Annotated in this window: 19 protein-coding genes; 13 read left to right on the plus strand and 6 right to left on the minus strand. The window is 55.0% G+C overall.

The annotated features are described in order from the left end of the window. The 3 genes from AC01ZF_RS02420 to AC01ZF_RS02430 all read left to right on the plus strand — a co-directional run. Window positions 1-202, plus strand: a 202-nt coding sequence (locus AC01ZF_RS02420) for a hypothetical protein (RefSeq protein ID WP_476575083.1), incomplete at its 5' end; no start/stop codon positions are given. Between the two features lie 128 nt (window positions 203-330). Continuing rightward, on the plus strand, window positions 331-525 hold the full coding sequence (locus AC01ZF_RS02425) for a YgaP family membrane protein (RefSeq protein ID WP_424677592.1): 195 nt from the start codon (window positions 331-333) through the stop codon (window positions 523-525). Between the two features lie 437 nt (window positions 526-962). Beyond that, window positions 963-1,283 carry a hypothetical protein gene (locus AC01ZF_RS02430; RefSeq protein ID WP_424677591.1) on the plus strand — a complete coding sequence of 107 codons (321 nt, stop codon included), beginning with the start codon at window positions 963-965 and terminating at the stop codon, window positions 1,281-1,283. Window positions 1,284-1,315: 32 nt separating this feature from the next. On the opposite strand, the gene AC01ZF_RS02435 is transcribed toward AC01ZF_RS02430, so the two are convergent. Beyond that, a complete protein-coding gene (locus AC01ZF_RS02435) occupies window positions 1,316-2,296 on the minus strand; it encodes a glycosyltransferase (protein WP_476575084.1) in 981 nt (326 codons plus the stop codon). A 76-nt stretch (window positions 2,297-2,372) separates the two neighbouring features. Here AC01ZF_RS02435 and AC01ZF_RS02440 point away from each other — a divergent pair, with 76 nt between their 5' ends. The 6 genes from AC01ZF_RS02440 to AC01ZF_RS02465 all read left to right on the plus strand — a co-directional run bounded on the left by AC01ZF_RS02440 (window position 2,373) and on the right by AC01ZF_RS02465 (window position 14,119). Further along, the gene (locus AC01ZF_RS02440) at window positions 2,373-5,282 is read left to right on the plus strand and encodes an insulinase family protein (RefSeq protein WP_428113016.1); all 2,910 of its coding nucleotides are present in this window, start codon (window positions 2,373-2,375) and stop codon (window positions 5,280-5,282) included. Between the two features lie 613 nt (window positions 5,283-5,895). Next, window positions 5,896-7,476: an amidase gene (locus tag AC01ZF_RS02445; protein ID WP_424677359.1), complete on the plus strand. Its 1,581-nt coding sequence runs from the start codon at window positions 5,896-5,898 to the stop codon at window positions 7,474-7,476. Window positions 7,477-8,121: 645 nt separating this feature from the next. After that, window positions 8,122-9,639, plus strand: a complete 1,518-nt coding sequence (locus AC01ZF_RS02450) for a type III PLP-dependent enzyme domain-containing protein (RefSeq protein WP_428113018.1) — start codon at window positions 8,122-8,124, stop codon at window positions 9,637-9,639. A 293-nt stretch (window positions 9,640-9,932) separates the two neighbouring features. Then, window positions 9,933-10,613 (plus strand): response regulator transcription factor, encoded by a 681-nt coding sequence (locus tag AC01ZF_RS02455; RefSeq protein ID WP_424677357.1) that lies wholly within the window; start codon window positions 9,933-9,935, stop codon window positions 10,611-10,613. A 12-nt stretch (window positions 10,614-10,625) separates the two neighbouring features. Further along, window positions 10,626-12,770 (plus strand): ATP-binding protein, encoded by a 2,145-nt coding sequence (locus AC01ZF_RS02460; protein WP_424677356.1) that lies wholly within the window; start codon window positions 10,626-10,628, stop codon window positions 12,768-12,770. A gap of 275 nt (window positions 12,771-13,045) precedes the next feature. Further along, window positions 13,046-14,119, plus strand: a complete 1,074-nt coding sequence (locus AC01ZF_RS02465; RefSeq protein ID WP_424677355.1) for a radical SAM protein — start codon at window positions 13,046-13,048, stop codon at window positions 14,117-14,119. Window positions 14,120-14,131: 12 nt separating this feature from the next. Here AC01ZF_RS02465 and nadC read toward each other — a convergent pair whose 3' ends face one another. The 3 genes from nadC to nadA are packed head-to-tail and all read right to left on the minus strand — an operon-like array spanning window position 14,132 to window position 17,715. After that, window positions 14,132-14,995, minus strand: coding sequence for a carboxylating nicotinate-nucleotide diphosphorylase (gene nadC / locus AC01ZF_RS02470; RefSeq protein WP_424677354.1), 864 nt, complete (start codon window positions 14,993-14,995; stop codon window positions 14,132-14,134). Between the two features lie 49 nt (window positions 14,996-15,044). Then, window positions 15,045-16,700 carry an L-aspartate oxidase gene (gene nadB, locus AC01ZF_RS02475; protein WP_476575085.1) on the minus strand — a complete coding sequence of 552 codons (1,656 nt, stop codon included), beginning with the start codon at window positions 16,698-16,700 and terminating at the stop codon, window positions 15,045-15,047. A gap of 43 nt (window positions 16,701-16,743) precedes the next feature. Continuing rightward, on the minus strand, window positions 16,744-17,715 hold the full coding sequence (gene nadA / locus AC01ZF_RS02480) for a quinolinate synthase NadA (protein WP_424677046.1): 972 nt from the start codon (window positions 17,713-17,715) through the stop codon (window positions 16,744-16,746). Window positions 17,716-17,971: 256 nt separating this feature from the next. Between nadA and AC01ZF_RS02485 the strand changes: the two genes are divergently transcribed. The 4 genes from AC01ZF_RS02485 to AC01ZF_RS02500 all read left to right on the plus strand — a co-directional run bounded on the left by AC01ZF_RS02485 (window position 17,972) and on the right by AC01ZF_RS02500 (window position 23,833). After that, window positions 17,972-19,531 carry an adenylate/guanylate cyclase domain-containing protein gene (locus AC01ZF_RS02485; RefSeq protein ID WP_476575086.1) on the plus strand — a complete coding sequence of 520 codons (1,560 nt, stop codon included), beginning with the start codon at window positions 17,972-17,974 and terminating at the stop codon, window positions 19,529-19,531. Further along, window positions 19,501-20,373: an AAA family ATPase gene (locus AC01ZF_RS02490; RefSeq protein ID WP_476575087.1), complete on the plus strand. Its 873-nt coding sequence runs from the start codon at window positions 19,501-19,503 to the stop codon at window positions 20,371-20,373. The genes AC01ZF_RS02485 and AC01ZF_RS02490 overlap by 31 nt, the downstream gene beginning before the upstream one ends. A gap of 126 nt (window positions 20,374-20,499) precedes the next feature. Then, a complete protein-coding gene (locus AC01ZF_RS02495) occupies window positions 20,500-21,348 on the plus strand; it encodes a hypothetical protein (RefSeq protein ID WP_476575088.1) in 849 nt (282 codons plus the stop codon). Continuing rightward, complete coding sequence (locus AC01ZF_RS02500; RefSeq protein WP_428131427.1) at window positions 21,302-23,833, plus strand: peptidase; 2,532 nt, start codon at window positions 21,302-21,304, stop codon at window positions 23,831-23,833. Before AC01ZF_RS02495 ends, AC01ZF_RS02500 begins: the two co-directional genes overlap by 47 nt. Before the next feature lie 36 nt (window positions 23,834-23,869). On the opposite strand, the gene AC01ZF_RS02505 is transcribed toward AC01ZF_RS02500, so the two are convergent. Next, entirely contained in the window at window positions 23,870-24,529 is a 660-nt protein-coding gene (locus tag AC01ZF_RS02505; RefSeq protein WP_424677042.1) for a response regulator, read from the minus strand. Between the two features lie 2 nt (window positions 24,530-24,531). Further along, window positions 24,532-26,532, minus strand: coding sequence for a sensor histidine kinase (locus AC01ZF_RS02510; protein ID WP_476575089.1), 2,001 nt, complete (start codon window positions 26,530-26,532; stop codon window positions 24,532-24,534). Window positions 26,533-26,588: the final 56 nt, after the last annotated feature.

Below are 26,588 nucleotides of genomic sequence, written 5' to 3' on the forward strand. Positions count from 1 at the left end.
GGATGCTCGCCAAGCCAAGGGTGGTCTGAATTATGCCGATGCCCAAAACGCTTTGCGTCCTTTGCGCCCTTCGCGCCTGGATGCTCGCCAAGCCAAGGGTGGTCTGAATTATGCCGATGCCCAAAACGCTTTGCGTCCTTTGCGCCCTTCGCGCCTTTGCGTTTACTCCCTCTGCGTCTTTACTCGCTTTGCGTCTGAGTGATAAGCCGTGCGGCATTTGACTACCGCACTCCAGATTCCAGCCAACGTGACTTTGTCACTGATCGACGCTGGCCGTTTGGCTATAGTAGTAATAGGCATAACAGGAATACTATGACGAGGAGGAAAGCAATGACACCAAATATGGGGAATGTTGACCGGATCGCGCGCGTCGTTATTGCGCTTCTGTTCATTGTGATGATCGTGACCGGTGTGTTGTCGGGTGCGCTGGCATGGATCGGCGGTATTCTCGCTATCGTCTTCCTCGTCACCAGTGCAATTGGTTTCTGCCCACTCTATTTGCCGTTCGGCATCAAAACACGCTAATCTTGCTGCGATCCCGTGAGCGGCGCGAGGCAACTATCGCCTCGCGCTATTTTTTTTGATTAGAGGTGCGTAGTTCGGTAACGGTATGGTCTCCTATGGTTCGGGGGCTGATCGATGGAAGGTTATCGGTTCACCTCAAGCGCATCGACAAAGACTGTGAATAGCCGTGGATGATGACTTCAGATGTTCATTATCTTTGTCAAGCCGATCCACAACTGCTTCACAATTGCCTTCTAAAGTAGAAGTTAAGAAGAACACAGCATGACAGAGGTGGGATATGAAGCAAACCAATCAAAACTGGCGCAATTTTCTTATCGACGGTGTGATGTTTGTCGCCTTATCTGATCGCGACTGCACCACGCTTTAACAATCCGCTTTGGTAGCAGCACAGATCGAAGAGGTGACGTAATGAAACGATTGGACGAATCCTGATTATTGTGGGTGTGGCGGTGTTGGTGGCGATGGGATTTAACTGGCTGCGGGTGAATAATCTGTTGCCGGTGACGCAGATGGTGAGTCGTGAAGAGGGGTTTCGTGGGCGTGAACGTGGTGAGTTCGTATTCGGTGGAGAGCAGGGTGGCAGGGAGTTCGTCGGGCGCAGCGAGCACCACATCGACGAAGTGCCGTCGTTGGCTCATATAACCGATATGGGTGAGGTGCTGATCAAGATCGTAGTTATTACCATTATTGTGGTGCTCATTGACCGAATCAACCGGTTCGTCAAACGTCGCCGGCGTCCGGTGGAGGCCACACCATAAATTGTGTGGGGTGAACAACCATCACCACCGCATTATGCTGCGGCCCTCCCGTTATGCTGAAGCCGTCGCCACAAACCAACCGGATAGCCAACCATCTTGGCCGCGTCGCCGACCAGCCGGATCAGGGGGACCAATGCCAGCGCGAAGAGCCTTTCGCCGAGCGGTCGGCCGCGGAGCTTCGACCAAAGTCGGCGATAAGGACCACGGGTATACGCAGCGACCCCTAGCCCGATCAACGCTCCAATCGGTGCTCGTAGGCGCGGTTGGTTTAGGGCAATCCCCATTAGCCCACTGAGCGTCAGATAGACGGCGTATCGCAGCGCGTGACGTTGTGACCACAACCCGGCCCGACCATCTCCGCGAGCGTAGAGGTAATACTGGCGAATAAAGGCTCGGAGGGTGGAACGCGGTGCAAAGTGTACCACCGCTTCTGGGACAAAAACGCGGCGAAAGCCGGCGCGCTCAACGGCCAAATCGAAGAGCAGGTCTTCGCAGTGGCTGGCCCATTCGGGAAAGCCGCCTACTGCTTCCCATACCTCTTTGCGAAAAGCCATTGATTTACCGAAGGGTAAGAATGCGAGCGGATCGATCTCGCTGCTGCGACGATAGTTGGTTTCGCCTAGGACAAGCGCAAACAGTGAGCTCGGCGTGGGATGGAAGAAGCCGCCAACCAGATCGGCGTCGCCGGTTTCGAGCGGGGCGATAATGCGGGCGAGCCAGTGCGGATCGAGGATCAGACCGGCATCGGTACTGGCGATGAGCAAACCTCGTGCGTGACGTATCGCGTTGTTCCGCCCTGAGGAAATATTGTGTCCGCCACGAACCAGTTTGATCCGAGGGTAGCGCGCAGCGTAGGCGGCAACGATGGCCGGTGTCTCATCAACACTCTGGCAATCATTAATCACGATCTCGTCGGCAGCGCGTGTCTGCATTAACATTGAATCAAGCAGCGCGGCAATGTTATCGGCTTCGTCACGCACGGTGCAGATAATCGAAACGGTGTGTTGTTGCATAGGTGCCACAAAGTAAAGCCTTCTGGTACAATACCATTGAGCACACCAGGAACGTATTGTACCAGATGAGGTTGTCATGACGAATCTGTACGGATTTGAGCTACTGCGCGATGAATTCATCCCCGAACTCAATACACGCGCTCGTTTGTATCGTCATATCAAGACCGGCGCTGAACTGCTCTCGCTGGAAAATGACGATGAGAATAAATGCTTCGGTATCACCTTTCGGACTCCACCCCGCGACTCGACCGGCATTGCCCACATTCTCGAACACTCGGTCCTCTGTGGCTCGCGTAAGTATCCGGTTAAAGACCCATTTTTTACCTTGGTGAAGGGATCGGTGCATACCTTCCTCAACGCCATGACCTACCCGGATAAAACAACCTATCCGGTTGCGAGCACCAATTTGAAAGACTTCTACAATCTGGTCGATGTCTATCTCGATGCAGTCTTCTTCCCACGTATCACGCCCGAAGTACTCAAGCAAGAGGGTTGGCACTTCGAACTGCCGGCGCCCGATGCACCGCTCACCATTAAGGGCGTGGTCTACAACGAGATGAAGGGCGCCTACTCGTCGCCCGATGGGATGCTCTATCGCTACTCGCAGCAGTCGCTCTTCCCCGATACAACGTATGGCCATTCATCGGGAGGCGATCCTCTGGCGATCCCTGATCTAACGTATGAAGCGTTTAAGCGCTTTCACGAGACTTTGTATCATCCTTCCAATGCGCGTATCTTCTTCTACGGCGATGATCCGGTAGAGGAGCGATTGCGCAAACTCGATGAGTATCTGAGCCAGTTCGAGCGCATCGATCCACCCTCTCAGATCGAAAAGCAGCCCCGTTTCAGCGAGCCACGTGTCTTGGAGTATACCTTTAGTGCTGCCGATGAGTCCCAGCAAAAGGGCATGGTGATGCTCAATTGGCTCCTCGATGATAATCGCGATCCGACCGAGCTGATGGCGCGCGAGTTGTTGGGCTACATTTTGCTGGGGAATGCAGCAGCGCCGTTGCGCAAGGCGCTGATCGATTCCGGGTTAGGCGAAGAGGTCATTGGCGGGTATGAAAGTGATTTGCTGCAACAGACCTTTTCGGTTGGAATGAAAGGGATCGATCCGGCAAATGCAGGGCAGGTTGAAGAGCTGATCCTGCGTACCCTCAACGAACTTGCCGAGCAAGGGATCGATACCGAGACGATAGCAGCAGCCTTTAATACCTTTGAGTTTAGCCTGCGCGAAAACAACACCGGTAGCTTTCCGCGTGGTTTGGTGTTGATGCTGCGCGCGCTGAGTACATGGCTCTATGATGATGACCCGATTGCACCGTTGCGCTTTGAGGCTCCACTGGCGGCAGTGCAGACTGCCGTAAAGAACGGCGACCATCTCTTTGAGCGTATGATCCGTGAGCTGCTGCTCAACAATCCACACCGGACGCGCGTGACTTTACGCCCTGACCCCGAACATGCTGCCCGTTTGGCCGCTGCCGAGCAGGCCCGGATTGACGCCTTCGCCGCGACCCTCGATGAGGCCAAGCGCGTGGCGCTGGTCGCCGAGACGCAGGCGCTCGTCGAATGGCAGCAGACGCCCGATCCGCCAGAGGCGTTGGCGACGATTCCGACCCTGCGTTTGTCAGATCTCGACCGGACGATCAAGCGGATTCCGACCGATATTGATGAGCGAGGTGGCGTAACGCTTCTGCGTCACAATCTATTTACCAACGGCATCGTTTATCTCGATCTGGCTTTTGATCTGCGTGCCTTACCACCGCACTTACTGCCCTACGTGCCACTCTTTGCCCGTGCCCTCACCGAAATGGGTACGGCCACCTCCGATTTTGTCCGTTTACTCCAGCGCATCGGGCGTGAGACCGGCGGGATCGCCGCTGCGCCGATGACGGCAACCGACCTTGTTTCGGGGCAGCCGGTTGGTCGGTTGATGGTCCGTGGCAAAAGTACGCTCGGCCAAGCCGGCGAGCTATTCCGCTTGCTCAGCGAGATTCTGTTAACGGTGAATCTCGATAACTGTGAGCGCTTCAGGCAGATCGTTCTGCGCTCACGGGCCAACCGCGAGTCGTCACTCATACCAGCAGGCAATGCGTATGCTCGCCAACGTCTTGCTGCACGGTTTGCTCCGGCGGAATGGGCCGAGGAACAAATGAGTGGGGTTTCCGCCATTTTCTTCTTGCGCGAGCTTGAGCAGCGTGTGCAGCACGATTGGCCAAGTGTGTTGGCCGACCTTGAAGCGGTGCGGACGGTACTGATCAATCGGCACGGGTTGGTGGCGAACCTGACCCTTGATGCCAGTGGGCAAGAGATGATCATGCCGATGCTGACGGCATTTCTTGCCGAACTTCCTGATGTGCCCTATACGCCGGTGCAGTGGTCGGTAAGTAGTGTTGACGGTGGTGAGGGGTTGATCATTCCGGCACAGGTGAATTACGTTGCCAAAGGGGTAAATCTCCATGCCTACGGCGTTCGGCCCGGTGGCTCGGCGATGGTGGTGTTGCGCCACCTGCGCATCGACTACCTGCTCGACCGCATCCGTATTCAGGGTGGGGCGTATGGTGCCGGCGGTAGTTACGACCGCAGCACCGGCCTGTTCATTACTACCTCGTACCGTGACCCCAATCTCTTGCGCACGCTCGATGTGTACGACGAGATGGCGACCTTCTTGCGTGAAACGGCGCTCGATCCGGCGACGGTCGAACGGGCGATTATCGGCACTATTGGCGATATGGATGCCTACCAGTTGCCGGATGCCAAGGGATACACCGCGCTGGTGCGCTACCTGACCAGCGTGAGCGACGAGTATCGCCAGCAGATTCGTGATGAAGTGTTGGCGACCACCCCGGCCGATTTTGTTGCCTTCGCCGAAGCTGCCGCAGCGTTGCGTGATCACGGTCACGTTGCGGTGTTGGGTTCCGCCGAGGCGATCGAAGCGGCCAACCGTGAACGACCCGGTCTGTTGAACCCGGTCAAGGTTTTGTGACACTATTATGCGTAGTCCGGTTACATCTCTGCATTGTGGCAGCGGAGCTAGACGCTAGGCTTTACAAAGGTACATTTTAGGGTGTCATTAAACTCACCGAACCTTTTAGGTGTATAGGGCAAGTGGCAAAGCTGCACGGTGTCACCGTCACGACACGGTAACAAAACAATGGGAGTACGAGGGGCGATTGATGCCGGTTGTACGAACGGACCGCAATCGTCGCTGTCCCTGCGCACGGGCGATGAGCGACGTGAGCGATGGGGCATAGTGAAGCTACGGCGAACCGCTCCGGGACGCACCTCGGTATCGCGGATCGCTCCTTCCCCACAGAGCTGTCGGTGTTCGGTCGATGGCATAACGAACGAAACGCGCACGGTGCATAGTCGAACCTGGACGTGCCTGGCGTGTAGCGCTGTTCGTGGTCTGGACCACACCCCAGCGCGCAATCGCAAACGGCTGGCAACTGCACCTGCCCTCCCTATGACGAGTCTGACCGATAGCAGGGAGAGGTGGGTGCTCTCGGCAGCAGCAACGTGGCGGTTGTCAGCGACGATTGCTTTGTGCAATCGGGGCAGGAACAGGCCGTCGCGCATGTTCTGGATGGCAGAAAACTATGAGTAACCTGGATCCAACTAATGCGATAGGTGTGCTCGCCTATGAAGCGACCATTGCCCAGCTGCAAGCGGCTATGGATAGCGGCGCGATCAGCGCTGAAGCCTTGACGATGGCCTGTCTCGAACGTATTGAAGCGCTTAATCGGGCGGGACCGTGTCTTAATGCGGTAATCGAGATCAGCCCGTCAGCACTCAAAACGGCGATTTCCCTCGATACCGAGCGTAATGCGCAAGGGCCACGCAGTCCATTACACGGCATTCCAATCCTCCTGAAAGACAACATTGACACGCTCGATGATACCGCCACAACGGCCGGTTCGTTGGCCCTACTCGGTTCGCGACCGGCAACCGAGGCGACGGTTGCGTCTCGGTTACGGGCTGCGGGGGCGGTGATTTTGGGCAAAGCGAACATGAGCGAATGGGCCAACTTCCGCAGCACCGCATCCTCAAGTGGGTGGAGTGCGCGCGGCGGGCAGGCACGTAATCCGTATGTTCTCTCGCGTAGCCCCTGTGGGTCAAGCTCAGGCTCGGCAATTGCCGTCGCTGCCAGTATGTGTGTGGTCGCTATCGGTACCGAGACTGATGGCTCGATTTCGTGCCCGTCGGCGTTGTGCGGAGTGGTGGGGATTAAGCCGACGGTAGGGCTGACCAGTCGTGCCGGGGTTATTCCGATCAGCTTTACGCAGGATACCGTCGGGCCACATGCCCGTTGTGTCGCCGATGCCGCCACGGTGCTAGGTATCATTGCCGGGCCTGACCCGCGTGATCCGGCGACAGCAGCAGCGGCCGACCATGTTCGCCCCGACTACCGCACCTGTTTACAAGCCGATGCGTTGTGCGGGGCACGGATTGGCGTGCTGCGCAGCGAACGCTTTGCCGGCTTTGGTCGTCACGTTGAACAGGCCTTTGCGAACGCATTGACTGCGATGATTGATGCCGGCGCGCATATCGTTGATCCGGTAACGTTACCTAATGAACTGCTCGCTTTTAGTGAGGCCGAATTGACGGTGCTCATTTACGAGTTCAAAGATACGCTCAACCGGTATCTTGCCTCTCGTGTACCCGATCCGCAGGCTACCGCTCCGCCACCGCGTTCGCTGGCCGAACTGATTGCCTTCAATGAGCGGTATGCCGAGCACGAATTGCGGTTCTTTGGTCAAGAGCTGTTGTTGCAAGCAGCAGCAGTCGGTGATCTGAATGATCTGGCGTATCAGCAGGCGTTAGCCGCTAGTCGTGATACTGTGCGGCAGGCGCTCGATACCGTACTTTACGAAAAGCAGCTTGATGCGTTGGTTGCGCCGGCCACAGGTTTGGCCTGGCCGATTGATCTCATTGCCGGTGATCGCTATCCCGGCGGCAGCAGCTCGCTCGCTGCGCGAGCTGGCTACCCGATGGTTACGGTGCCGGCAGGGATGGCATTTGGTTTGCCTATCGCTATCAATTTCATCGGTGGAGCGTGGTCAGAACCAATGCTGATCAGATTAGCGTATGCCTTTGAGCAGGCAACTCGTTGGCGTCATCCACCAACGTATCGGCTGTGGCTCGAAGGAGACAATGAGCTGCCTACGGTGACCGCATAGTACTCGCCTTAGTATAGGGCGCAGCATCGCGTGGTGTGCTACCGGACGATGCCGTCGGCATGCCACGGTATCCCTCCTTTTCGACAAAACTGTTGCGATGAGTCCTATTGACGTTCCCGCGTATTAGATGTACAATGTGCATCCGGTTGAGCCAATCGACCGGGTCATTCGCGCCCCCCGTTACGTTTGGGTTACGGGTTTCGCGTTTCGGGAAGGCACCCGACACACGTAACACGCAACACCGAACGCCGAGCGGAAAGCGCCGTTGTCGCGACAAGTGTCGCCTTGGATGGGAGACGGCGTCGGGTGGGCTAGTGTGAGGCAGTATGGACGGCGCATACAACATACGCGCGATTCAGCGCTTCCCAAACTGCACACATGCATGCCGCGTATTGGTGCGCATCGCCTGCTAGCCGCGCCCGAGTGACGCTGCGCACTCCTGCTCCCCCGGCCACTGCATCAGGTGCAGGGCCTTTTTTGATCCCCAAGTGCTGAATCGCTTGCTAGCCAAGGGTTGATCGTTACCGTGGTTGCGGTGACGGTAGTCGCTGTGTGTCAATGATCTTGCCCGCGAACGGTGGGAGAGGGCTCGTCTTATCGTGTGTTCGCTTTGCGGGTTATCGCCCGCTGCTATGATGGAGGAATGTGGTACAGTTGAAGACGCTAACTTTTGCCGACCTGATTACACAGCAGACCGGCTTTGCCGGTGAGGGCCGCCTGACCGATTTCGTGAGCCGCTACGACGGTGAGCTCTACTTCGGCGATCGTCTCAACTTAAACCGGTTGGTGCACCAACACGGTGCGCCGCTGGAAGTGGTGTACACCCCGCAGATTACCATGCAGGTGCAGCGTATGCTCAACTGGGCTGCGCAAGCACGTAGTGCAACCGAGTATCCAGCAGTATTTCACTATGCCTATGCCACGAAAGCTAATTTTGCTGCTGAGGCTGTTCAAACAGCGCTGGCTGCCGGTGCTCACTACGAAACCTCCGCAACGACCGATCTGATTATTGCCCATGGCCTCTGGCGGCAAGGAATCTTGCCCCGTGATCGATTTATCTTTTGCAATGGCTCGAAAGAGCCGGCCTACCGTGAAGCAATCCGCAATATCCGTCTCGACGGTTGCGAGACGGTAATCCCAGTTCTCGATGATCTTGCCGAACTGCGTGATCTACTGGATACGCCGGTGCCACTCCAGTTTGGCGTGCGCGAGCGGGCGGCCGGTAATCGCGATGGGCGTCACCCCGGCAATGACCGGTTCGGTCTTACGGCAGCCGAGATCGAACAGGCTGCCGATCTTATCGCCGATACTCATCACACGTTGGTGCTGTACCACGCCATGGTTGGTAGCCAGATCGAAGACGAAGACCATTTTCTAAATACATTGCGTGCCTCGGTGGAACATTACTGCCGTCTGCGTCGGCGTGTGCCAACCTTGCGCTACTTCAATTTCGGCGGTGGGATGCCAACAGCGGGGTATCAATTAACCTTCAGCTTCGATTACCGGCGCTTTCTGAGCCGGCTGATGATCACCGTGCGTGACCTCTGTGCTGAATATGGCGTACCGACCCCTGAGTTGATCGGTGAGTTTGGGCGCTATACAGTCGCGACGCACAGTGCCTATTTGGTAGAAGTCGGTGCTGTCAAAGCTGGACAAGCAGGTCAACCTGATTGGTATCTGGTCAACGGTTCGCTGATGGTGATGCTCCCTGACACACTCTTTGTCAGCGGACAAGAGTTCGTGATCTTGCCGTTAACCGATTGGGACAAGCCGATACGTCCGGTGCGGCTAGCCGGTCGGCGTACCTGCGATAGCGACGATATCTATCCACGGCCCGAACAACCACCCCTCTGGTTGCCGACGACCGATGGTGGTCTGATCTTGGCGATCTTCGGGATTGGGGCGTATCAGCAGATGATTGCGGGACGTGGTGGTGCGCACCATTGCCTTACTCCAGAAGCGGCACGTTTCATCGTCGAAGAGCGGAACGGTCGGCTCAGCTCACGTCTCACCCCACAGCAAGATCAGGTGACGATTATGCGGTTGCTCGGGTATCGTCCGCAACCGACAGCGCTGCCGGCACCGTTGCCGTTCCGTCAGCCGGTGCGTCCGGCGGTGTTACCGGCTCGACGGCGGGTCCGCGAACGGGCATTATTGGTGTAGCAGTCGTCACAGTTACAATTGTCGGTGGGTCGAAAGGAATATTTCGGCCCACCTTTTTTTGTTGCTTCGGTACTTTTGAATAAGCAGGTTTATTTCACAGCTCCTGTGGCACGGTGTGTTTATACTACAAAAATAGTAAGCATGTCACTGCGCCTACCGCTACCGAATGCGGTAGCGGGTACACGAGTTGTAATTTTCACCCTAGCCAAAATCGCGTTGTGAGTGGTACAATGAATAAGCTGTAATGTACGGAGTTGATCGGTGTCTCCAATAATGTCAAAGAGGATGGTCCTATGAATATTTTAGTTGTTGATGATGATGTTCCAAGCGCCAAACTAACCTCTTACGTTCTCGAAGAGGCAGGCTACCGTGTCCTGCGCGCACATGATGCGACCAGCATTATGCAGATGATCGAGCAGCACAATCCTGACCTCATCCTGCTTGACATTATGATGCCCAAGATCGACGGCTTCGATGTCTGTCGGCAGATCCGGCGCAGCTCTGAAGTACCGATCATCTTCCTCTCAGCGCGTTCGCAACTGCAGGATCGCGTCATGGGGTTGCAAATCGGGGGCGATGATTATTTGGTCAAACCTTACGAACCGTCGGAGTTGCTGGCCCGTGTAGAAGCGGTATTGCGGCGGCGGAATGCCGATGTGCTCAACACCTCAACCCGCCTCAGCCAAGGTGATATTACACTCGATCCCGTCGAGCATAAGGTTATCTTTACCGATGGACGCACGGTTGAACTGACTCCCCTCGAATTTCGCCTCCTCTATTATCTGATGAAAAATGCGGGGCGGATTTTGAATGTCTCCCAAATTCTCAGTAAAGTCTGGGGCTACGACTACGAAGGTGAAAGCAACTTGGTGGCCGTGTACATTCGCCGTCTCCGCACCAAAATCGAGGAAAATCCCAACAATCCCCGCCATGTGATCACCGTTCGCAATCTTGGTTACAAGTTTGAGCCATAAGGTAAGAGTAGTTTGACTGACACCATGTGGTCTAATACCGAACGACTACAAACATTCCTTCGTCGTCTCCTACCGTTACCGGCATTAGGTTTAGGCTGGATACTCACACAACTCGAATTCTCATCGCTGCTATGGTGGGGCATCATCGCATATGGGGTGTTTACTATCGTCTGGTTACGGTTGCTCCGCCAAGAGCGCCTGAATGCCGGGCGGCTCTTGATCGGTGCGGCAATTGGTGATCTGCTAACAATTATCTGGTTTGTCAGCGTAGCCGGTTTAACGCCAGCACTGGTTATTGTGCAAGGTGTTGGTGCTCTACGTGCATGGCGTTACCGGTTTGTTTCATTTTGGCCGGCATTGATCCCGATTCTGATCGGGGTTGGGTTTGTGCCATCTGTAACTGCTCCACTCGTGGCCGTCTCGCCGAAAACCCTCTTTTCGTTTGGCAGTGTCTTGCTAAGCGGGCTCATGTTGATCGCTGTGCTCTTTGTGGGCAATCGGCGTAATCAGGCGGCGCGCGAATGGCGGATACGTTACGACCAGCTCCGGCGTGAGCAGAAGCAACAAGTGACCAATCTCGAGGCCGCGAACAACGATCTGCGTGATCGTTTACGGCGAATGGAGGCCTTAGGCGAAAGCCTGCGGGCAATTAGTAGTTTGCTGAGCCTTGATGATGTCTTACGCCAGATTCTTGATTCACTCAGCTATATGGTGGGGTTGCAGCGGATTGACGATGCTGCGTTGAGTCTGATCCATGGCGACGCGCTCGAACATCGAGTATTATATGCCGATCGCCATACCACCGATTGGGCGGATTCCTTGGCACAAGCTGTGATGACCAATAAGTGTACCGTCTCGATTGATCTGCACGAAATAGGCCTGTGCCCAGAGTGGGTGACCCTGACCGCCCACAATTTCCGCTCAGCCCTAAGTGTCCCCCTCTTTGATCCAGATCAACCCAATTGTGTGCGTGGTGCGTTGAGTATTGTGAGCCGGCAAGAAGGGGCTTTCTCACCAAGCGAAGAACGCCATCTGATATCGTTTAGCATTCAGGCGATGATCGCTATTCGCAATGCCGAGCTGCACGTCCAATTGAGTAAACAACGTGCTATGTTGAGTGCTGTCTTGCACGACATGGCCGATGGCTTGATCGTCTATGACGATCACGGCGAGATCTATCTCGACAATGCAGTTGCGCGGCGTGCGCTCCAGTACAGTGCCGAACATCAAGGTATACTTCACACCCGACTCGCTGCATTTGCTACTCAGTTGTTCCAACGCGGCGAGTCACTGAGTGAGGAAGTAGAAGTAAAAGACGCTGATGGTGCGCAAGCGCGGTATTATCGGATCCAAGGTACCCTTGTCAATCCATCATCGGAGACGCGCCTGGCAGTCGTTGTGCTGCATGATATTACCGATCAGAAATTACGGGAACAGCAACGACGCGACTTCATGGCGAAGGTATCGCATGAATTGCGAAATCCATTACATACATTGCAAGGTTTTCTGAATCTGTTTATCAAGGAGAGTAATAAGGTCAGTAATCTTAATGAACGACAAACTGAGCTGTTGCAAGAAGTCAACGATAGCGTTAATGTGCTCAAGAAGCGCATCATCGACTTGATCGAATTAAATCGCTTAGAAAGAGGTCAGTTTACTATCACTCCGATGCGCACAAATATCATTGATATTATTATTACCAGTTGTATCCAACAACGACCGAAAGCGCTAGAATACGAAGTTGAGCTGATCACAGATATACCGGATCAGTTACCGCAGGTTATTGTCGATGCAGATCGGATCAGGCAGGTCTTGACCAATTTGATCGAAAATGCAACGAAGGCAACACCACGAGGTGGAAAAATCATTGTGAGTGCAGAACAACAGCAGGATAAGATTCTGATTCACGTTACCGATACCGGTAAGGGTATTGCGCCTGAGTATTGGGATAAGATTTTTGCCCCCTTTTATAGCAGGGGCAATGGTATGTTGGTCGGTGAAAATATGGGTGTTGGTTTGACGATTTGTAGACAGTTAGTCGAGGCGCATGGTGGTAAGATCTGGGTTGCGTATAGTGAGGTTGGGAAAGGGACACGTTTCTCGTTTTCCTTGCCGCTAGAACATGAACGTAGTTTTGGTAGTACCGCCTCGTCGTAATCTTTGCTTGAACGGTGGAAACGGACCGTTGGCGTAGGTGTCGAGCTATACGTAATGGCGTTCTCCTCTGACAAAATTGTTACATGAATAAACGGTTACAATGTGCTACACTTTTTGCAGACTGATTTTGAGCGCATCAAAACCGGTAAATCGCAAGAAATCGGCAAGATGGTATCTCACAAATGGTTTCGTTGTTACCGTTCTTGTTCACACAGCTTCTGTATCGGAACGATATGATGGTTGCCTAAAACATCATTCGGGACAGGAGAGTCGGTGTGAAAGTTGCTATTATTGCACTACCTAGCACACACGACAACCATCTACCACCGTTAACTGTTGCGTATGTAGCGGCAATGCTTGAGCAGCGCCGTGCGATTGTACGGATCTACGACCGTGCCCTCGATCCGCAAGGGAGTTGGGAGGATATTCAGCGCCGTCTCCAGACCTTCCAGCCGCAGCGCGTGATCGTTGCCGGTGACGATACGAACGCTATCGAGCAGGCTGTTAGTCAGCTTCACCAGACCTACCCCGATATGTTACCGCTCTTCGTGCGCCGGACCGGGAGTGAAGCGATCGCAGCCGTGACCAGTGTGCTTGCATGGTTTGACGGGACAAATCACTCGGCTGAGGTGTCGGCTGATGAGCTGGCCTACCCGGCTCGTCATCTCCTTTCGCTTGAACACTATGCATTACGTGCGCCAGGTAGCGAAGTACAAACACCGGTCGTGATTGGTTGGCGCTTCCACGGACGTTGGTATCTTCGTGAGCCACGACAGATCGCTCAGGAGCTACGCACGCTGAGTGAAGAGCTAGGTATTCGCCACGTTCTGTTTTATGAACCGGAACTGACCCTTGATACGCAATGGTTCGCGGAATTTGTTGACTACCTCGCCCGTGCCAATCTGCCGGTTAAATGGCAAGCTACTGTATCGATAGTTCAGCTCAGTGAAGAGCAGATTCGGCATCTGGAACTAGCCGGTTGCGAGGCACTCACCTTTGTATTGACGGCGACGAGCGTCTTTGATTCGGCAAAGAGTCGTGCCCAGGTGCGTAAACTGATCGCAGCTATCCGCGAGCAGGGCATCTATACTCACGCGACGGTGTTGCTTGAGCCGCCATACGAATCGATCGGTCGTCTTGTTGATGTTGCGGCAACACTGGGTCTTAACGATGCCTCGTTTCAGCTTATGCAAACGCTCCGGGTCGGCAATGATGAGCAGGAAATTCAAAACTTTGCTCGTCAGCGCTATAACGAGGGCCGTACTCGCCAACGACTGATTGAACGGTTTGGCCCGGCGCTCGGAGGGCTGCTCTGGCAATTGCGGGTTCAGCATCTGGCCAAAGAGTGACGGTGTAGATGGCTATCCTCGTTGTTCCTCGGTACAATCCAACCCAATGTCGAGTGCGCGTACCGAATGGGTCAAGGCTCCTACCGAGATGTAATCAACACCGGTTTCAGCAATCGCGCGCACTGTCTGTAAAGTGACGCCACCGCTGGCTTCGGTTTTCGCCCGTCCACCAACCGCCTGTACCGCTGCTCTGAGCTGGTCGAGTGGCATGTTGTCGAGCAGGATCAGATCGGCTCCGGCTTCAGCAGCAATAATGGCATCGGTCACGCACTCTACCTCAACTTCGAGCCGCACCATTGGCCCGATCTGAGCGCGTACACGGGCGATAGCAGTCGCCAGATCAACCCCGTGTGCGGCAAGGATCGCCAGATGATTATCTTTCAGCATCACGCCATCGTAGAGACCGAAGCGGTGATTACGACCACCCCCCATTCGTACTGCATACTTTTCGAGCACGCGCAGACCGGGGGTTGTTTTGCGGGTGTCAATGATCTGTGCGCGGGTACCGGCGATAGCCGCCACATAGTGGGCGGTAAGGGTGGCGATCCCGCTTAGCCGTTGCAGCAGATTGAGGGCCACCCGTTCCCCACTGAGAATCGAACGGGCCGATCCGGTGAGGGTTGCAACTGTTGTGCCGGCGGAGACGGGGGTGCCGTCGGTGATATGGCACGTGACCCGTACCGTCGGATCGAGCTGGCGGAAGACTGCCGCAACGAGGGGTAAGCCGGCAATAACACCGGCTTCGCGCGTCACAATGTAGGCTGTGGTTGTGATATTGGCCGGAATAGCAGCCAGTGTGGTAATGTCGCCGTTACCAATGTCTTCAGCGAGCGCTTGGCTGACAATGGTGTCGATCAGGTGAAGTGGTATATCCATAATCTATCCTTGCGTCTCAAGCTATGCCGTCTTCCGTTTTCCGAATTCGCTACATCATCGCGACTTGGGGGATGGCTCGCTCATCGTTGCTCCGCTCTGGCGGTGGTGCAATGGTTGCGGCAAAGCACGGTGGTGTGCGACGGCGAAGGATGGTGTGTCTACGCCAAGCTTCATCGCTCTGGGGGTAATCTTGGCGAAAATGACCACCGCGACTTTCGGTGCGGAGCAGGGCTGAAGCCACGATCAGACGTGCAGTCAGTCCAGCATTCACTGCGGTGATCGCTTCGGGATCGAACGGATCGGCGATCATTGGCCACGCCTCTAATTCGATCAATGCCTGACGTAACGTATCGCCATGGCGCAGGGGACCGGCAGCACGCATGATCGTTGCCAAGTGTGCCCGCCACGCTACCGGTACTGCTGTAGTTGTCAGATTCACCGGAAGAGGATCGGGCAACGGCAACGGTATGCGGCGCCACGTTGCTGCTACTTCACCGGCTCGCCGCCCAAACACCAGACATTCGAGTAACGAATTACTTGCCAGCCGGTTCGCGCCGTGTACACCGGTACAAGCCACTTCGCCGGCAGCAAACAAACCGGGGAGATTCGTTGCACCGTTGAGGTCGGTGCGAACCCCGCCCATCAGATAGTGTGCTGCCGGTGTAACCGGGATCGGATCGCGCACCGGGTCGATCCCATCGGCGCGCAAGCGGGCAACAATCGTAGGAAAATGGTGCTCGATACGGTCGGCGGGGAGATGGGTCAGATCGAGCAAGACATAATCACACCCCTCGGCTTGCATCGCTGCCATAATTCCGCGCGTCACTACATCACGGGGGGCCAGTTCGGCACGCGGATCGTAGTCGGGCATAAAGCGCCGGCCTGACGGTGTATAGAGACGGCCCCCTTCACCGCGTGCGGCTTCGGTAATAAGGAAGCCATGCCCATCACGGGTACGATAAACGGTAGGGTGAAACTGCACAAACTCCATATCGGCGACTTCTGCGCCGGCACGGTAAGCTAACGCGATGCCTTCACCAAGCGCAATCGGTTGGTTACTGGTGAGGCCGTACAAGGCGCCGGCCCCGCCGGTTGCCAACACTGTAGCTGCGGCCAGCACCCGCCACCACGTACCATCAGCCAGTCTGACGAGGGCGCCAACCACGCGCTTCCCGGCGGTGAGCAACTCTATTGCTTGGGCTTGTTCACGCACGATAATTCGAGGGGTGGCTCGTACTCGGTCGATTAAAATGCGCGTTACTGCCCAGCCGGTTGCATCACCAACATGAACGATGCGCCGACGGGAGTGACCGCCTTCTAGCCCCAACGCAAACCGATCGGCGTCGCGCTCGAAGGGTACACCGAGAGCGGCTAATTCACGCATTAACGTCGGCGCCTCGTGGGCGAGCGTCGTCACCGCGGCCACATCACACAACCCGGCGCCGGCAGTCAGCGTATCGGCAATGTGGAGATGTGGTGAGTCGGTGGGATCGAGGGCAGCAGCGATCCCTCCTTGTGCCCACGCTGAATTACTTTCGGGCAACGTCCCGCGGGCCAAGACGAGAACCCGTGCGCCGACTGCTGCTGCCGCTAACGCTGCTGTGAGACCGGCAGCACCGGCGCCAATCACCAACACGTCAAACTGTCGATCACAGGCAGGGGGCATGAACGATACTGCACTGCGTGGGGCTGGGATGGGATCCATAGAGTACTCCGCAGCTCGTGTATACATAACGCCATCAACACGGTCATAGCGCCAACATCCGTTCGATAGCCACCCGTGCTCGCTCAGCAATCTCTGGTGGTACCTTCACCGGTTCACGTAAATCGCGCAAGCTATTGCGCACTTTTTCCAGCGTGATCAGTTTCATATAGCGACAACTGATCGAATCGTCAATCGGGACAAACTGCTTGTTGGGATTGGCCTTACGCATGCGGTGTAAAACACCGATCTCGGTCGCAACTACAAAACGGCTGGCCGATGATCGGTTGACGTAGGCAATCATGCCTTCGGTTGAGAGAATATGGGTACCACGCTGATCAATCGCGCCACTGGCCAGATAGTCCATGGCACTGCTCACACAACCGCATTCAGGGTGAATGAGGAATTCGGCATCGGGCATCGCTGCTCGCTTCTGTTCGATCATATCAGGGCGAATAGCGGCATGCACATGGCACTCGCCAGCCCAAATCTTAAGCGGGCGCCCGGTCTTTTGGCGCAAGTAACTGCCGAGAAACATGTCGGGCAGAAAAAGAATGGTCTTGTCGGCGGGGATAGCATTGATCACACGCTCGGCGTTGCCTGAGGTGCAGCAATAGTCACTCTCGGCCTTCACGGCAGCACTGGTATTGACATAACTAACAATAACTGCCCCTGGATTTGCCGCTTTCCACGCGCGTAACTGCTCGACCGTAATCGAGTCGGCCAGCGAACAACCGGCATTGGCGTCAGGGATCAGGACCGTGCGTTGTGGGTTGAGAATCGCTGCCGTTTCGGCCATGAAGTAGACGCCGCATACTACAATGACATCAGCATTGGTGCGCGCTGCGGCCTGTGCCATACCGAGCGAGTCGCCGACATAGTCGGCGATCTCCTGGATTTCGCCGTACTCGTAGTTGTGGGCCAAAATGATGGCATTGCGCTGACGGCGTAGGTCGTTGATCTCTGCGATGAGGGTAGCGGCGGTGTCGCCGGTAGTTTCGTACAGTTGGCCGAGCATGGGTCTTTCCTTAGTTAGTGTTATTATTACACTTTATAGCAAGTGTGACGAGTATACACCTCCACCGAGATATTGTCAAGAGGTCACTAAAAAATTTTTTATCGAGTCGCTCATTTTACCCTCTTCTTTTTTTACCTCTTTCGCTGCACAATAAGGTTATCACGCACCAGTTTGGCAAAGCGTAACTATAAACCAATCTCCGGCGACAAAACGTTTAGAATAGAAGATGCTTGCTTCCCGTTCGCCGGAGTAACCTATGGAAGTCGCTATGACCGGTTCGTTGATCAAATGGCGTGACCTGATGAACTATCTCGATCCTCATCAGGCTGCCGAACTTGCTGCTACCGGCACGCTACCGGCATCGGTGCGTGCGCACATTGGGCAGAGTTTGCGGACCCAGCTCATTGCGTATGCAGCGTACATTCCGGCTCAAATCGTGCAACGCCAACTCATCAACCCGCAGCCCGGTCGTACTACCGGCGCGTTTTGGAAAGGTTCGCTGCTTTTTGCCGATCTTTCCGGCTTTACCGCGTTGTCAGAGCGTCTGTCGGTATTAGGCCGGCAGGGTGCCGAAGAGGTATCGGCGGTTGTCAGCCGGCTGTTTGACACACTCTTGTACGAAGTCCGCACACGTAATGGCGCTTTGCTTAAGTTTGGTGGCGATGCGTTGACCGTTTTCTTTGATGCTACTACCTTGGGTGATCAACATACCATCGCTGCTTGCGCTACCGCATTGGCGATGCAAGCACGGATGGAGGAGTTTACCAACCTAAAGACACGCGCCGGTCCGTTTACCCTTCGACTCCGGGTTGGTGTGCATTCCGGTCAGGTGTTCGCCGCTGAAGTCGGTGATCAGAGCCATATCGAATTGGTCGTGACCGGTTCGGAAGTGAATCGAGTTGCATTGGCGCAAGAGATTGCTGCGCCGGGTGAAGTGGTCATTACCGAACAGACGTTACGTTTGTTGGATTCCTATCAGGTCGAAGCGCGGAGCAAGGGTTTTTATCGTCTGTTGAGCTTAGCTGCTACCACCAGCTCGATCTCGGCGCCGTTACCGTTACCGTTAGCGGGGCCAAACGATCTGGCGACACTCAATCGCTTGGCGTGCCAATTGGCTGCGCTCCAACCATACCTAGTCCATCGCTTACCGCGTCGCTTTCTCGATCCGGCTGCGGGTGAATTGGGTGAGTTTCGTCCGGTGACGGTGCTCTTTGCCAACGTCTATGCTTTTTCGATCTATCTGAATACGTTGCAGCTCGAACCGGAACGGGCTGCTGCCGTGTTCAACGCTTATTACCAACGGGCCCAGGCGGTTGTCCATCGTTATGATGGTATCGTCAACAAAGTCGATATGTACACCCACGGTGATAAGCTGATGGTATTGTTCGGCGCACCGACTGCCCATGAAGATGATCCAACGCGGGCAGTCCGGTGTGCGCTCGAATTGCGTGAGGCGTTGTCTGAAGCGAATCAAGAGATTGCCAAATTGCTGGGTACGGCGGTACCACCGCTCACTCAGAAGATTGGTATTAATACCGGCACGGTCTTTGCCGGGCGGGTTGGTGGCGCAACCCGCTATGAGTATACCGTAATGGGTCCGGCAGTGAATTTGGCGGCTCGGTTGATGGCAGCAGCGCCCACAGATGCCATCTATCTGTCGTCTAGCACCCAAACCGCAGTTGAGGGGCAGTTTGTCCTCGAACCGGGGACATCGTTGCAACTACGTCACCATATCTTGCCGCTGTGGGGGATACACGGCAGTTTGTCCTCGAACCGGGGACATCGTTGCAACTTAAGGGTTTTAACGAGCCGGTGATACCGGTACGGGTGGTACGGATCGCGGCAGTTGCCACACGTCAGAATGATGCAAACCTTGCCGTAGCACCGCTCATCGGTCGTGATCGTGAGATGGCTGCAATGTTGGTTGCAGCACGTGCTGCCTTGAAAGGTCGTGGTACCACGATTGCTGTGGTTGGTGAAGCCGGTGCGGGGAAGTCGCGATTGGCGGAGGAGGTTATTCAACAACTAGTGATTGCCTCAACTGAGCAACACGTAACCAAAGAGGAAGTACCACCATTCACCATTCTGTTTGGGGATTGCCAGAGTTACGAGCAGCGTATGCCCTACGCGGCGATCCGCAACCCTATCTTGAGTGCGTTAGGGCTCGATTTACGGACTGCGCCTGAACAGTTGGTTACCGACATTACGGTGCGTGTTAAGCGGCTTGTACCGGCGCTCAGCCGATTTATCCCGCTGTTACGCGATGCGTTGGGTGTGCCGTTACCCGAGACGACGCTGACCGCTGGCTTGTCACCTCAACAGCGCCATGACCGACTCCAAGAATTACTGGTCGAGATACTCCCGGCAACGGCAGCCCGTGAGCCGTTGTTACTCGTTCTCGAAAATTGCCATTGGGCGGATACGGCTTCGCTGGAGGTGCTCGAACGGTTGAGCAAGATGCTCGCGGGACGAACGTTAGCTTTGGTGGTGACGTACCGACCCGAAATGGTCATGCCAATGCCATGGGATGCGTTACCGGGGACGGTGCGTATTGAGCTGAGCGAGTTGTCTGCTGATGATAGCTACCGGTTGCTGGCCGCCTTGCTTGACGGTACCCCACAACGGCTGCTGAAGTTCCGATCCAGCTCTCGACCGTGACCGAATTGCCCCTCGTTGGCGAAAGCGAACCGAACGGTAGCATCACGCCACCTGGTGTTACCTGGTGTTACTGCGCAATCCATTGCCATCGGCCGTACTGATAGCTGGCGTCAACCGATTGAGGGTGTGATCGCGTCATCGAGTGATATTGATTATTTTGCTTTCACTATCGATGCGCCCGGCTCATTGGTTACGGTGACGTTGACGAATTTACAAGCCGATTACGACCTCGTTTTTGGTGGCGGAGTCGATCCTGTGACCGGACAGGGAGGTGCTACTGAGAGTTTTGAGTTCGATCTTGGGAAAAGCGGCCTGGAAGATGTGACGCAAATCGGCGGGCAGATCACCTCGATCGGCGGGCAGATTACGTCAATTGGCGGACAGATCACTTCGATCGGTGGGCAGATTACGTCAATTGGCGGGCAGATCACTTCGATCGGTGGGCAGATTACGTCAATCGGCGGGCAGATTACCTCGATCAGCGTTAATCCGGGAACACGCGACGAACAGATCGAAACCATCGTCTGGCACCCGGGGCGCTATTTTGTCGCGGTTGCACCGGCAAGTGCCGGTGAGACGAGTCCTGTTCCCTACCAACTGACGATTACGCTCAATCGAAGTACGCTCCAATCGCTCGGACCGGCTCCTCACGTTCAGGTCCTCACCGATGTGCCCGATCCTGAGGTGACCACCCTTTATATTATCAATTCTGCCCGAATGCAAGAGGTTTATCCAGATGAGTTAAGCAACATTCTGGCGATAGATGATTCCCTTCAGTTCTATACGAGCCCCGCAACATTGGTGTGGAGTAGTAACGAAACTCCACTGATTGAAGAAAAAGGGTTTGTGATCGACTTGGCCGATCTCACCGTTGTCACGGGCAGTGGTGCGACGCTGAAACCTCGCCGCGGGGCAGGTCGAACAACGCATGGCCGATCTCACCGTTGTCACGGGCAGTGGTGCGACTCCGTTTAGCCAATTGTTACAGGATTCGGTTCAGACTAATAACCAGCGTAACCCACTGTATGCCAACTATCTCGCCAGCATTATCGACCATGTGATCGAGGCGATGATCGATCCAACAGGCAATGGTCGTTCGGGTGAGGTACGGGTAGGCTACCAGATTTCTGTAGACAACAATGTCGAACCCAGTGATGAGAATGTGCAAACAACACCGTATCCTAACGTGCGCAACATTGTGCTGATCGGGAGTGATGAGATTATCCCGTTTTTCCGCTTGCCCGATCTGACGACGATTGCGAACGAGGCCGATTATCTAAAGTATTTAGAGACGATTGATCCGAATAGTGGCGGGAATAGCCTTATTTCACCCGATAATCCCTTGGGTGCCGCCCTTCGTAACCGTATGCTCCTCAGTGATAATCCCTACGGTACCGACCGACCCTACCGCTTCTACGGCTTTCCACTGTTTATCCCAGACTTAGCGGTTGGCCGGATTGTGGAACGGCCTACGGAGATTGTCGATTTTTTGCGTCGGAATGTACCGGGGTGGGATGACTCCATCGATCTACGGGCCGATTCGTTCTATACGCCAACACTTTCGCTAACCGGGTATGATTTCTTAATCGACGGGGCGACGGCAATTGCCAATACTATCGGCCAAGCGACGACAGATAGTGTTGCCAAGCGACTGTTAATTACGAATACGTGGAATCGAACCGCGTTTGAGAATGCGTGGCTTGAACAACCACTTGACGCGACCGGCTTCTTCACTACGCCGCTCGACGTTTATTCCCGTACCCAAACGGTACTGAGTTCATTGAATGCCCACTTCGACCATTGGCAGCTTCTTCCAGCGGTCAGGAGTGGTACCAATCCCGACTTTCCCGCCGAGCGCATCCTGGCAGTGCAGTACAGCAGTAGCGGACCGACTTCGTCGTGCGATTATTACCCATCGCTATGCCCTGGCTTTTTCTACAATACTATCTACTATTCGATCGGTTGCCATAGCGGTTACAACGTACCGTCCAATGCGATCCTCCAATCACCAGCGACGATCCCGGTCAGTCGGTATACTGCCGACTTTCCCCAAGCCTTCAACCGGCATGCCGGTAACTGGATCGGTAACACCGGCTACGGCTATGGCACACTCGACGGAGTTGATTACAGTGAGCGACTGGCGGTGTTATTGACGCAAGAGTTGCTGCGGAATGAGACACGTCCCGATTCGGCTGCTCCTGAAGGTTTCACTTACGTTGGCCGCAGTATTGGTGAAGCGTTGGTCAATGCTAAAATCCGCTATCTACGGACATCGTTTGGCTTGAACGCTTACGATTACAAGATACTGTCAATAACTACCCTTTATGGCTTACCGTGGAAGCGGCTCTTCGTTGATAACCCATTGAATGCGCCGGTTGAAGACCTCAATGCCGAACGTCCGGTTGACGACCGCACGGCACCAGAGCCAATCGGTAGCAGTCAGTTGACCCGTACTATTACATTTACGATCAATTACGATCCAAACTATCTCCAACCCACGCGTACCGGTTCAGTCGTCCGCCTCCGCGCGAGCAATGTGACGATTAGCGATACCTTCTTGCTTAACAGTACCTTTAACATCACACCTACCGTTACCGTCTTTGACTATAACCAGATCGGGATGCCGAGTTTACCTGCCTTTGCATACGATATTACAGCGCTTTCGGGGAGTGATGATGATGATGATAACCGCGTACCGTTAGTGGTGCGAGATGTGATTTTCCTCGGTGGACAGTACAATACGGTTGACAACTTTAACCCGACTGTCACCCAAATTGTGACCGAGACGTTTGACCCGCTCATCACGACCACCATCGAACCCGACTTTAGTGCCGGCATCGGTTTCTGGCTACCAGACCGGTTTTTTGGTCATAGCCGCCTCGGTGATGGTGCAGGCCAGCGTGATACGTTGATTAGCACAGCCGCCGTCTTTCGCACTACCGACGGTGTCACCGGTACATTGCGCACCTATACTCAGCTCGTCTTTCAAGTCATCTATACCGATCCGGCAGCATCTGGTGCTGAGACGGCACTTGCCGATCAGAATCCGCCGGTGATCGAGCGGGTACGTATCGCCGGTCAAGATATTATTCCGCAAAATGTATCGACACCGATTGAAGTCGTGATCAGCGATCCTGATCACCCGACCAACCCGCAAGTAACGGTGACGGCCGTCTACCTTGCTGACGATAATGTGACGTGGACACCGCTAACCTTCACCCAAGACACTACCGATGGGCGTCTCTGGCGCGCATTGGTGCCGCGCAATTGGCCGGATGTTCACTTGATCATCACAGCAGGAGACCAAGCTGGTAACTCGGTGATGTACACGGCCAAGGGATTACTTGCGCCACCGACGTACCAGGTCATGTTGCCAGTTGTTATCCGCTCTAGTGCGAGTTCATCAGGCTTGCTGCCGTGTAGCATGACAATTGTCAACGAGAATTGCACAAATTCATAGGGCGAGCAACCGGCAGCGGGTGGGTCGCGATAACGTTCACGACCGTAAATGCTCGCGTGCCCACAAAGCGGCTTGAGTCCGGTCGCGCACGGCGAGTTTGGCGAAGATCACACTGAGATGGTTTTTGACGGTCCCAATACTCAGTGCGAGTGCTTCGCCAATCTCTTGATTCGTGTAGCCTTGTGCCAGTAGGCGAAGAATGTCTCGTTCGCGAGGGGTCAGTGCGATGGACGGTTCGGCTGAGGGGCTAGGGAGCGAAGCGGACGGTGTCGCCAATTGGCTAAGACGTGGTAAGAGTTGGGCTGTGATTTGCGGATGGATGAGCGCACCGCCGGCAGCAACGGTACGGATGCTATCGGCTAATACGCGATGATCAACATCTTTGAGGAGGTAGCCGCGGGCGCCGGCGGCAATCGACTGTAACACACGTTCATCATCTGGGAAGGTCGTGAGCATAATGACTGCCGGGCGTGGGCCGCGCGCGCTCAGATGTCGGGTTGCTTCAACCCCATCCATCTCCGGCATCATCACATCCATTAATACAATATCCGGATCGAGCTTGGCGACGAGGTTGAGCGCCTCACGGCCATTGCCGGCCTGCCCGACGACTTCAATATCCGGCTTGCGCGCCAATAACGTCGCAATACCGGTGCGAATCAACGCTTGATCATCAACAATGAGCACCCGGATTGCCATCGCTATTCCTCACCTTCGTAGGGTAACACCAGCCGTAGTCGCCAGCCACCTTCGGCGAGTGGTCCCGCCTCTAACCCGCCGCCAAGGGCCTCGGCCCGTTCACGCAGACCTAATAGACCAAAACTGCCATTTCCCAAATCAACAGGGGGTAATACTTGGTGTGGACGGTTATCGTTGGTGACGGTGACTACCACGTAACCGTCGGCTGCACGCACCTGGACATGCATGGTGGCAGCGTGGGCGTGTTTGCAGGCGTTGGTCAACCCCTCTTGCACCGTGCGGTAGATACAATGTGCTACCTGTGCCGATAATTGCGCCAAATCGCCTTCGATGTCGATAGTCACGGTAGCCTGGGTGCTCTGTGCGCACTGTTGGGTTAGCCGGTGTAGCGCTGGGACTAGCGTTGCCGGTTGAAACGGTAGCTCAGCGTCGGCCACTGCTAACAAACTGCGCCATGCGCTATGCAACAATTCGCGACTGTTCGCTAAATGGTCACGTGCCTTAGCCGGATCTTCGCCGGCCAGTTCGGTGGCGAGTTGCAGTTCAAGATTCATTAACACGAGTTTGGAGCCGAGATCGTCGTGTACTTCACGGGCAAGACGCGAACGTTCGGCGGCGATGGTAATCCGCTGCACCTCGTCAGTTTGCTGTTTTATTTCGGTTTCAAGCAACTGAACCTGTTGTTCGACCTGCTGGCGACGACGTAATTGGCGTCGAGCCAACAGCAACGGGCCACTGACGAGCATTACCGCCACCAATAAGCTCATAATAGTCGTAGAGTCGCGAAAGCTTGGCTGGACGTAGCCGATCATCATTAGTAACGGGAGCCATATTCCGCTGAAGAAGAGCAGTTGCCACCGTGAGAGGCGACTGGTCATCTGCCAAGCGACCAACAACAGTCCCCACAATAGGGGAAGCAAGTTGGTAAGGGCGGCCATGAGGGTAATCGTAATTGTTTGTACTACCAGGCCGATCTGAATAAAGATGGAGCGGCGGACGTACTGTGTGTAGGCATTGGTGACGATCAACAGACCGCCTAATACCACGAGCCAAAGCAGTATAGGTAGCGAGGGAGGCCGGGATTGGAGGAATACCAGCCCTAACGATAGGCCCACAAAGAGCGATGGCAGTAACCAAGCCAGTATATTATTAGGCAGCGACGAGATCAGCACTTCATCGAACGCCCCGGCCAGCATTCTATACGGTGTCGGTTTCGTGTCATTTGGGACGTAGCGTAGGGCCTGTACGGTCGCCCGTAATCGGGCAATCGCCGTTGCCGTTGCTGTTCGTGGTACATCGAGTGCGGTTTGTAAGCGGTTGAGGTTCGATTGTGCCATCGCCAAGGCTGTGGTCAGCCCTTGCTCTGCATAGACCAATGTCTGCTGTACCTCGCCGGTGAGCCAGTTCAACAGCCGCTGACGCTCTTCCCGTGCGACACGCTGCTGTATATCGCGTAATAATGTCGATAGCGCCGTATAGTGTTGCTGCATCTGTTGGAGCTTCTGCTGCACCTGCTCGCTACGATGAACGTGGCGCGCATAGATAAACGCTGCAATAATGGCGCAAACCGCGGGAAAGGCAATCGCAAGGTTGCTTTGTAGCCAGATCAATATATCGTTCGAGAGTTGATAGCGTACAATTGCCCAAATGATCCACACACTCACCGCCATCAATGTCCACAACCATGGTCTGAAGAGGATGATTCCCTGTAGGACGAGCACGAGATAGATATAGTCGATCAATGGTGCGGCAGTGAGTAGTTGGGCACATGCAGTGGCGGCCAATTCAATGGCGATCAGCGTTAATCGCCCGCCAACCTTCAGCAGTCGGAGCGGTGTCAGCCACGCCAAACCGAGCATTACGCCAAGACACGTTGACATCCCGGCCAATCGTGACCAGTCGTTGCGCAACGTTGCATCACCGACCGTGCTGAGCGCAGCGATCAGGGTTACTATTGAGAGCAGACCGAGAAACGCGAGCGCAGTCCGTTGGTAGCGAATCATAGCTTGAATAGTGACAGTCGACGTGATCCCACATGTAGAGTGTATCATATCGGGCA

Source organism: Chloroflexus sp., assembly GCF_056331925.1.

Coding starts and splice junctions, on each gene's coding strand:
- AC01ZF_RS02425 (WP_424677592.1), top strand. CDS start 331: ATGACACCAAATATGGGGAATGTTGACCGGATCGCGCGCGTCGTTATT.
- AC01ZF_RS02435 (WP_476575084.1), bottom strand. CDS start 2,296: ATGCAACAACACACCGTTTCGATTATCTGCACCGTGCGTGACGAAGCC.
- AC01ZF_RS02440 (WP_428113016.1), top strand. CDS start 2,373: ATGACGAATCTGTACGGATTTGAGCTACTGCGCGATGAATTCATCCCC.
- AC01ZF_RS02445 (WP_424677359.1), top strand. CDS start 5,896: ATGAGTAACCTGGATCCAACTAATGCGATAGGTGTGCTCGCCTATGAA.
- AC01ZF_RS02455 (WP_424677357.1), top strand. CDS start 9,933: ATGAATATTTTAGTTGTTGATGATGATGTTCCAAGCGCCAAACTAACC.
- nadC (WP_424677354.1), bottom strand. CDS start 14,995: ATGGATATACCACTTCACCTGATCGACACCATTGTCAGCCAAGCGCTC.
- nadB (WP_476575085.1), bottom strand. CDS start 16,700: ATGGATCCCATCCCAGCCCCACGCAGTGCAGTATCGTTCATGCCCCCT.
- nadA (WP_424677046.1), bottom strand. CDS start 17,715: ATGCTCGGCCAACTGTACGAAACTACCGGCGACACCGCCGCTACCCTC.
- AC01ZF_RS02485 (WP_476575086.1), top strand. CDS start 17,972: ATGGAAGTCGCTATGACCGGTTCGTTGATCAAATGGCGTGACCTGATG.
- AC01ZF_RS02500 (WP_428131427.1), top strand. CDS start 21,302: ATGGCCGATCTCACCGTTGTCACGGGCAGTGGTGCGACTCCGTTTAGC.
- AC01ZF_RS02505 (WP_424677042.1), bottom strand. CDS start 24,529: ATGGCAATCCGGGTGCTCATTGTTGATGATCAAGCGTTGATTCGCACC.
- AC01ZF_RS02510 (WP_476575089.1), bottom strand. CDS start 26,532: ATGATTCGCTACCAACGGACTGCGCTCGCGTTTCTCGGTCTGCTCTCA.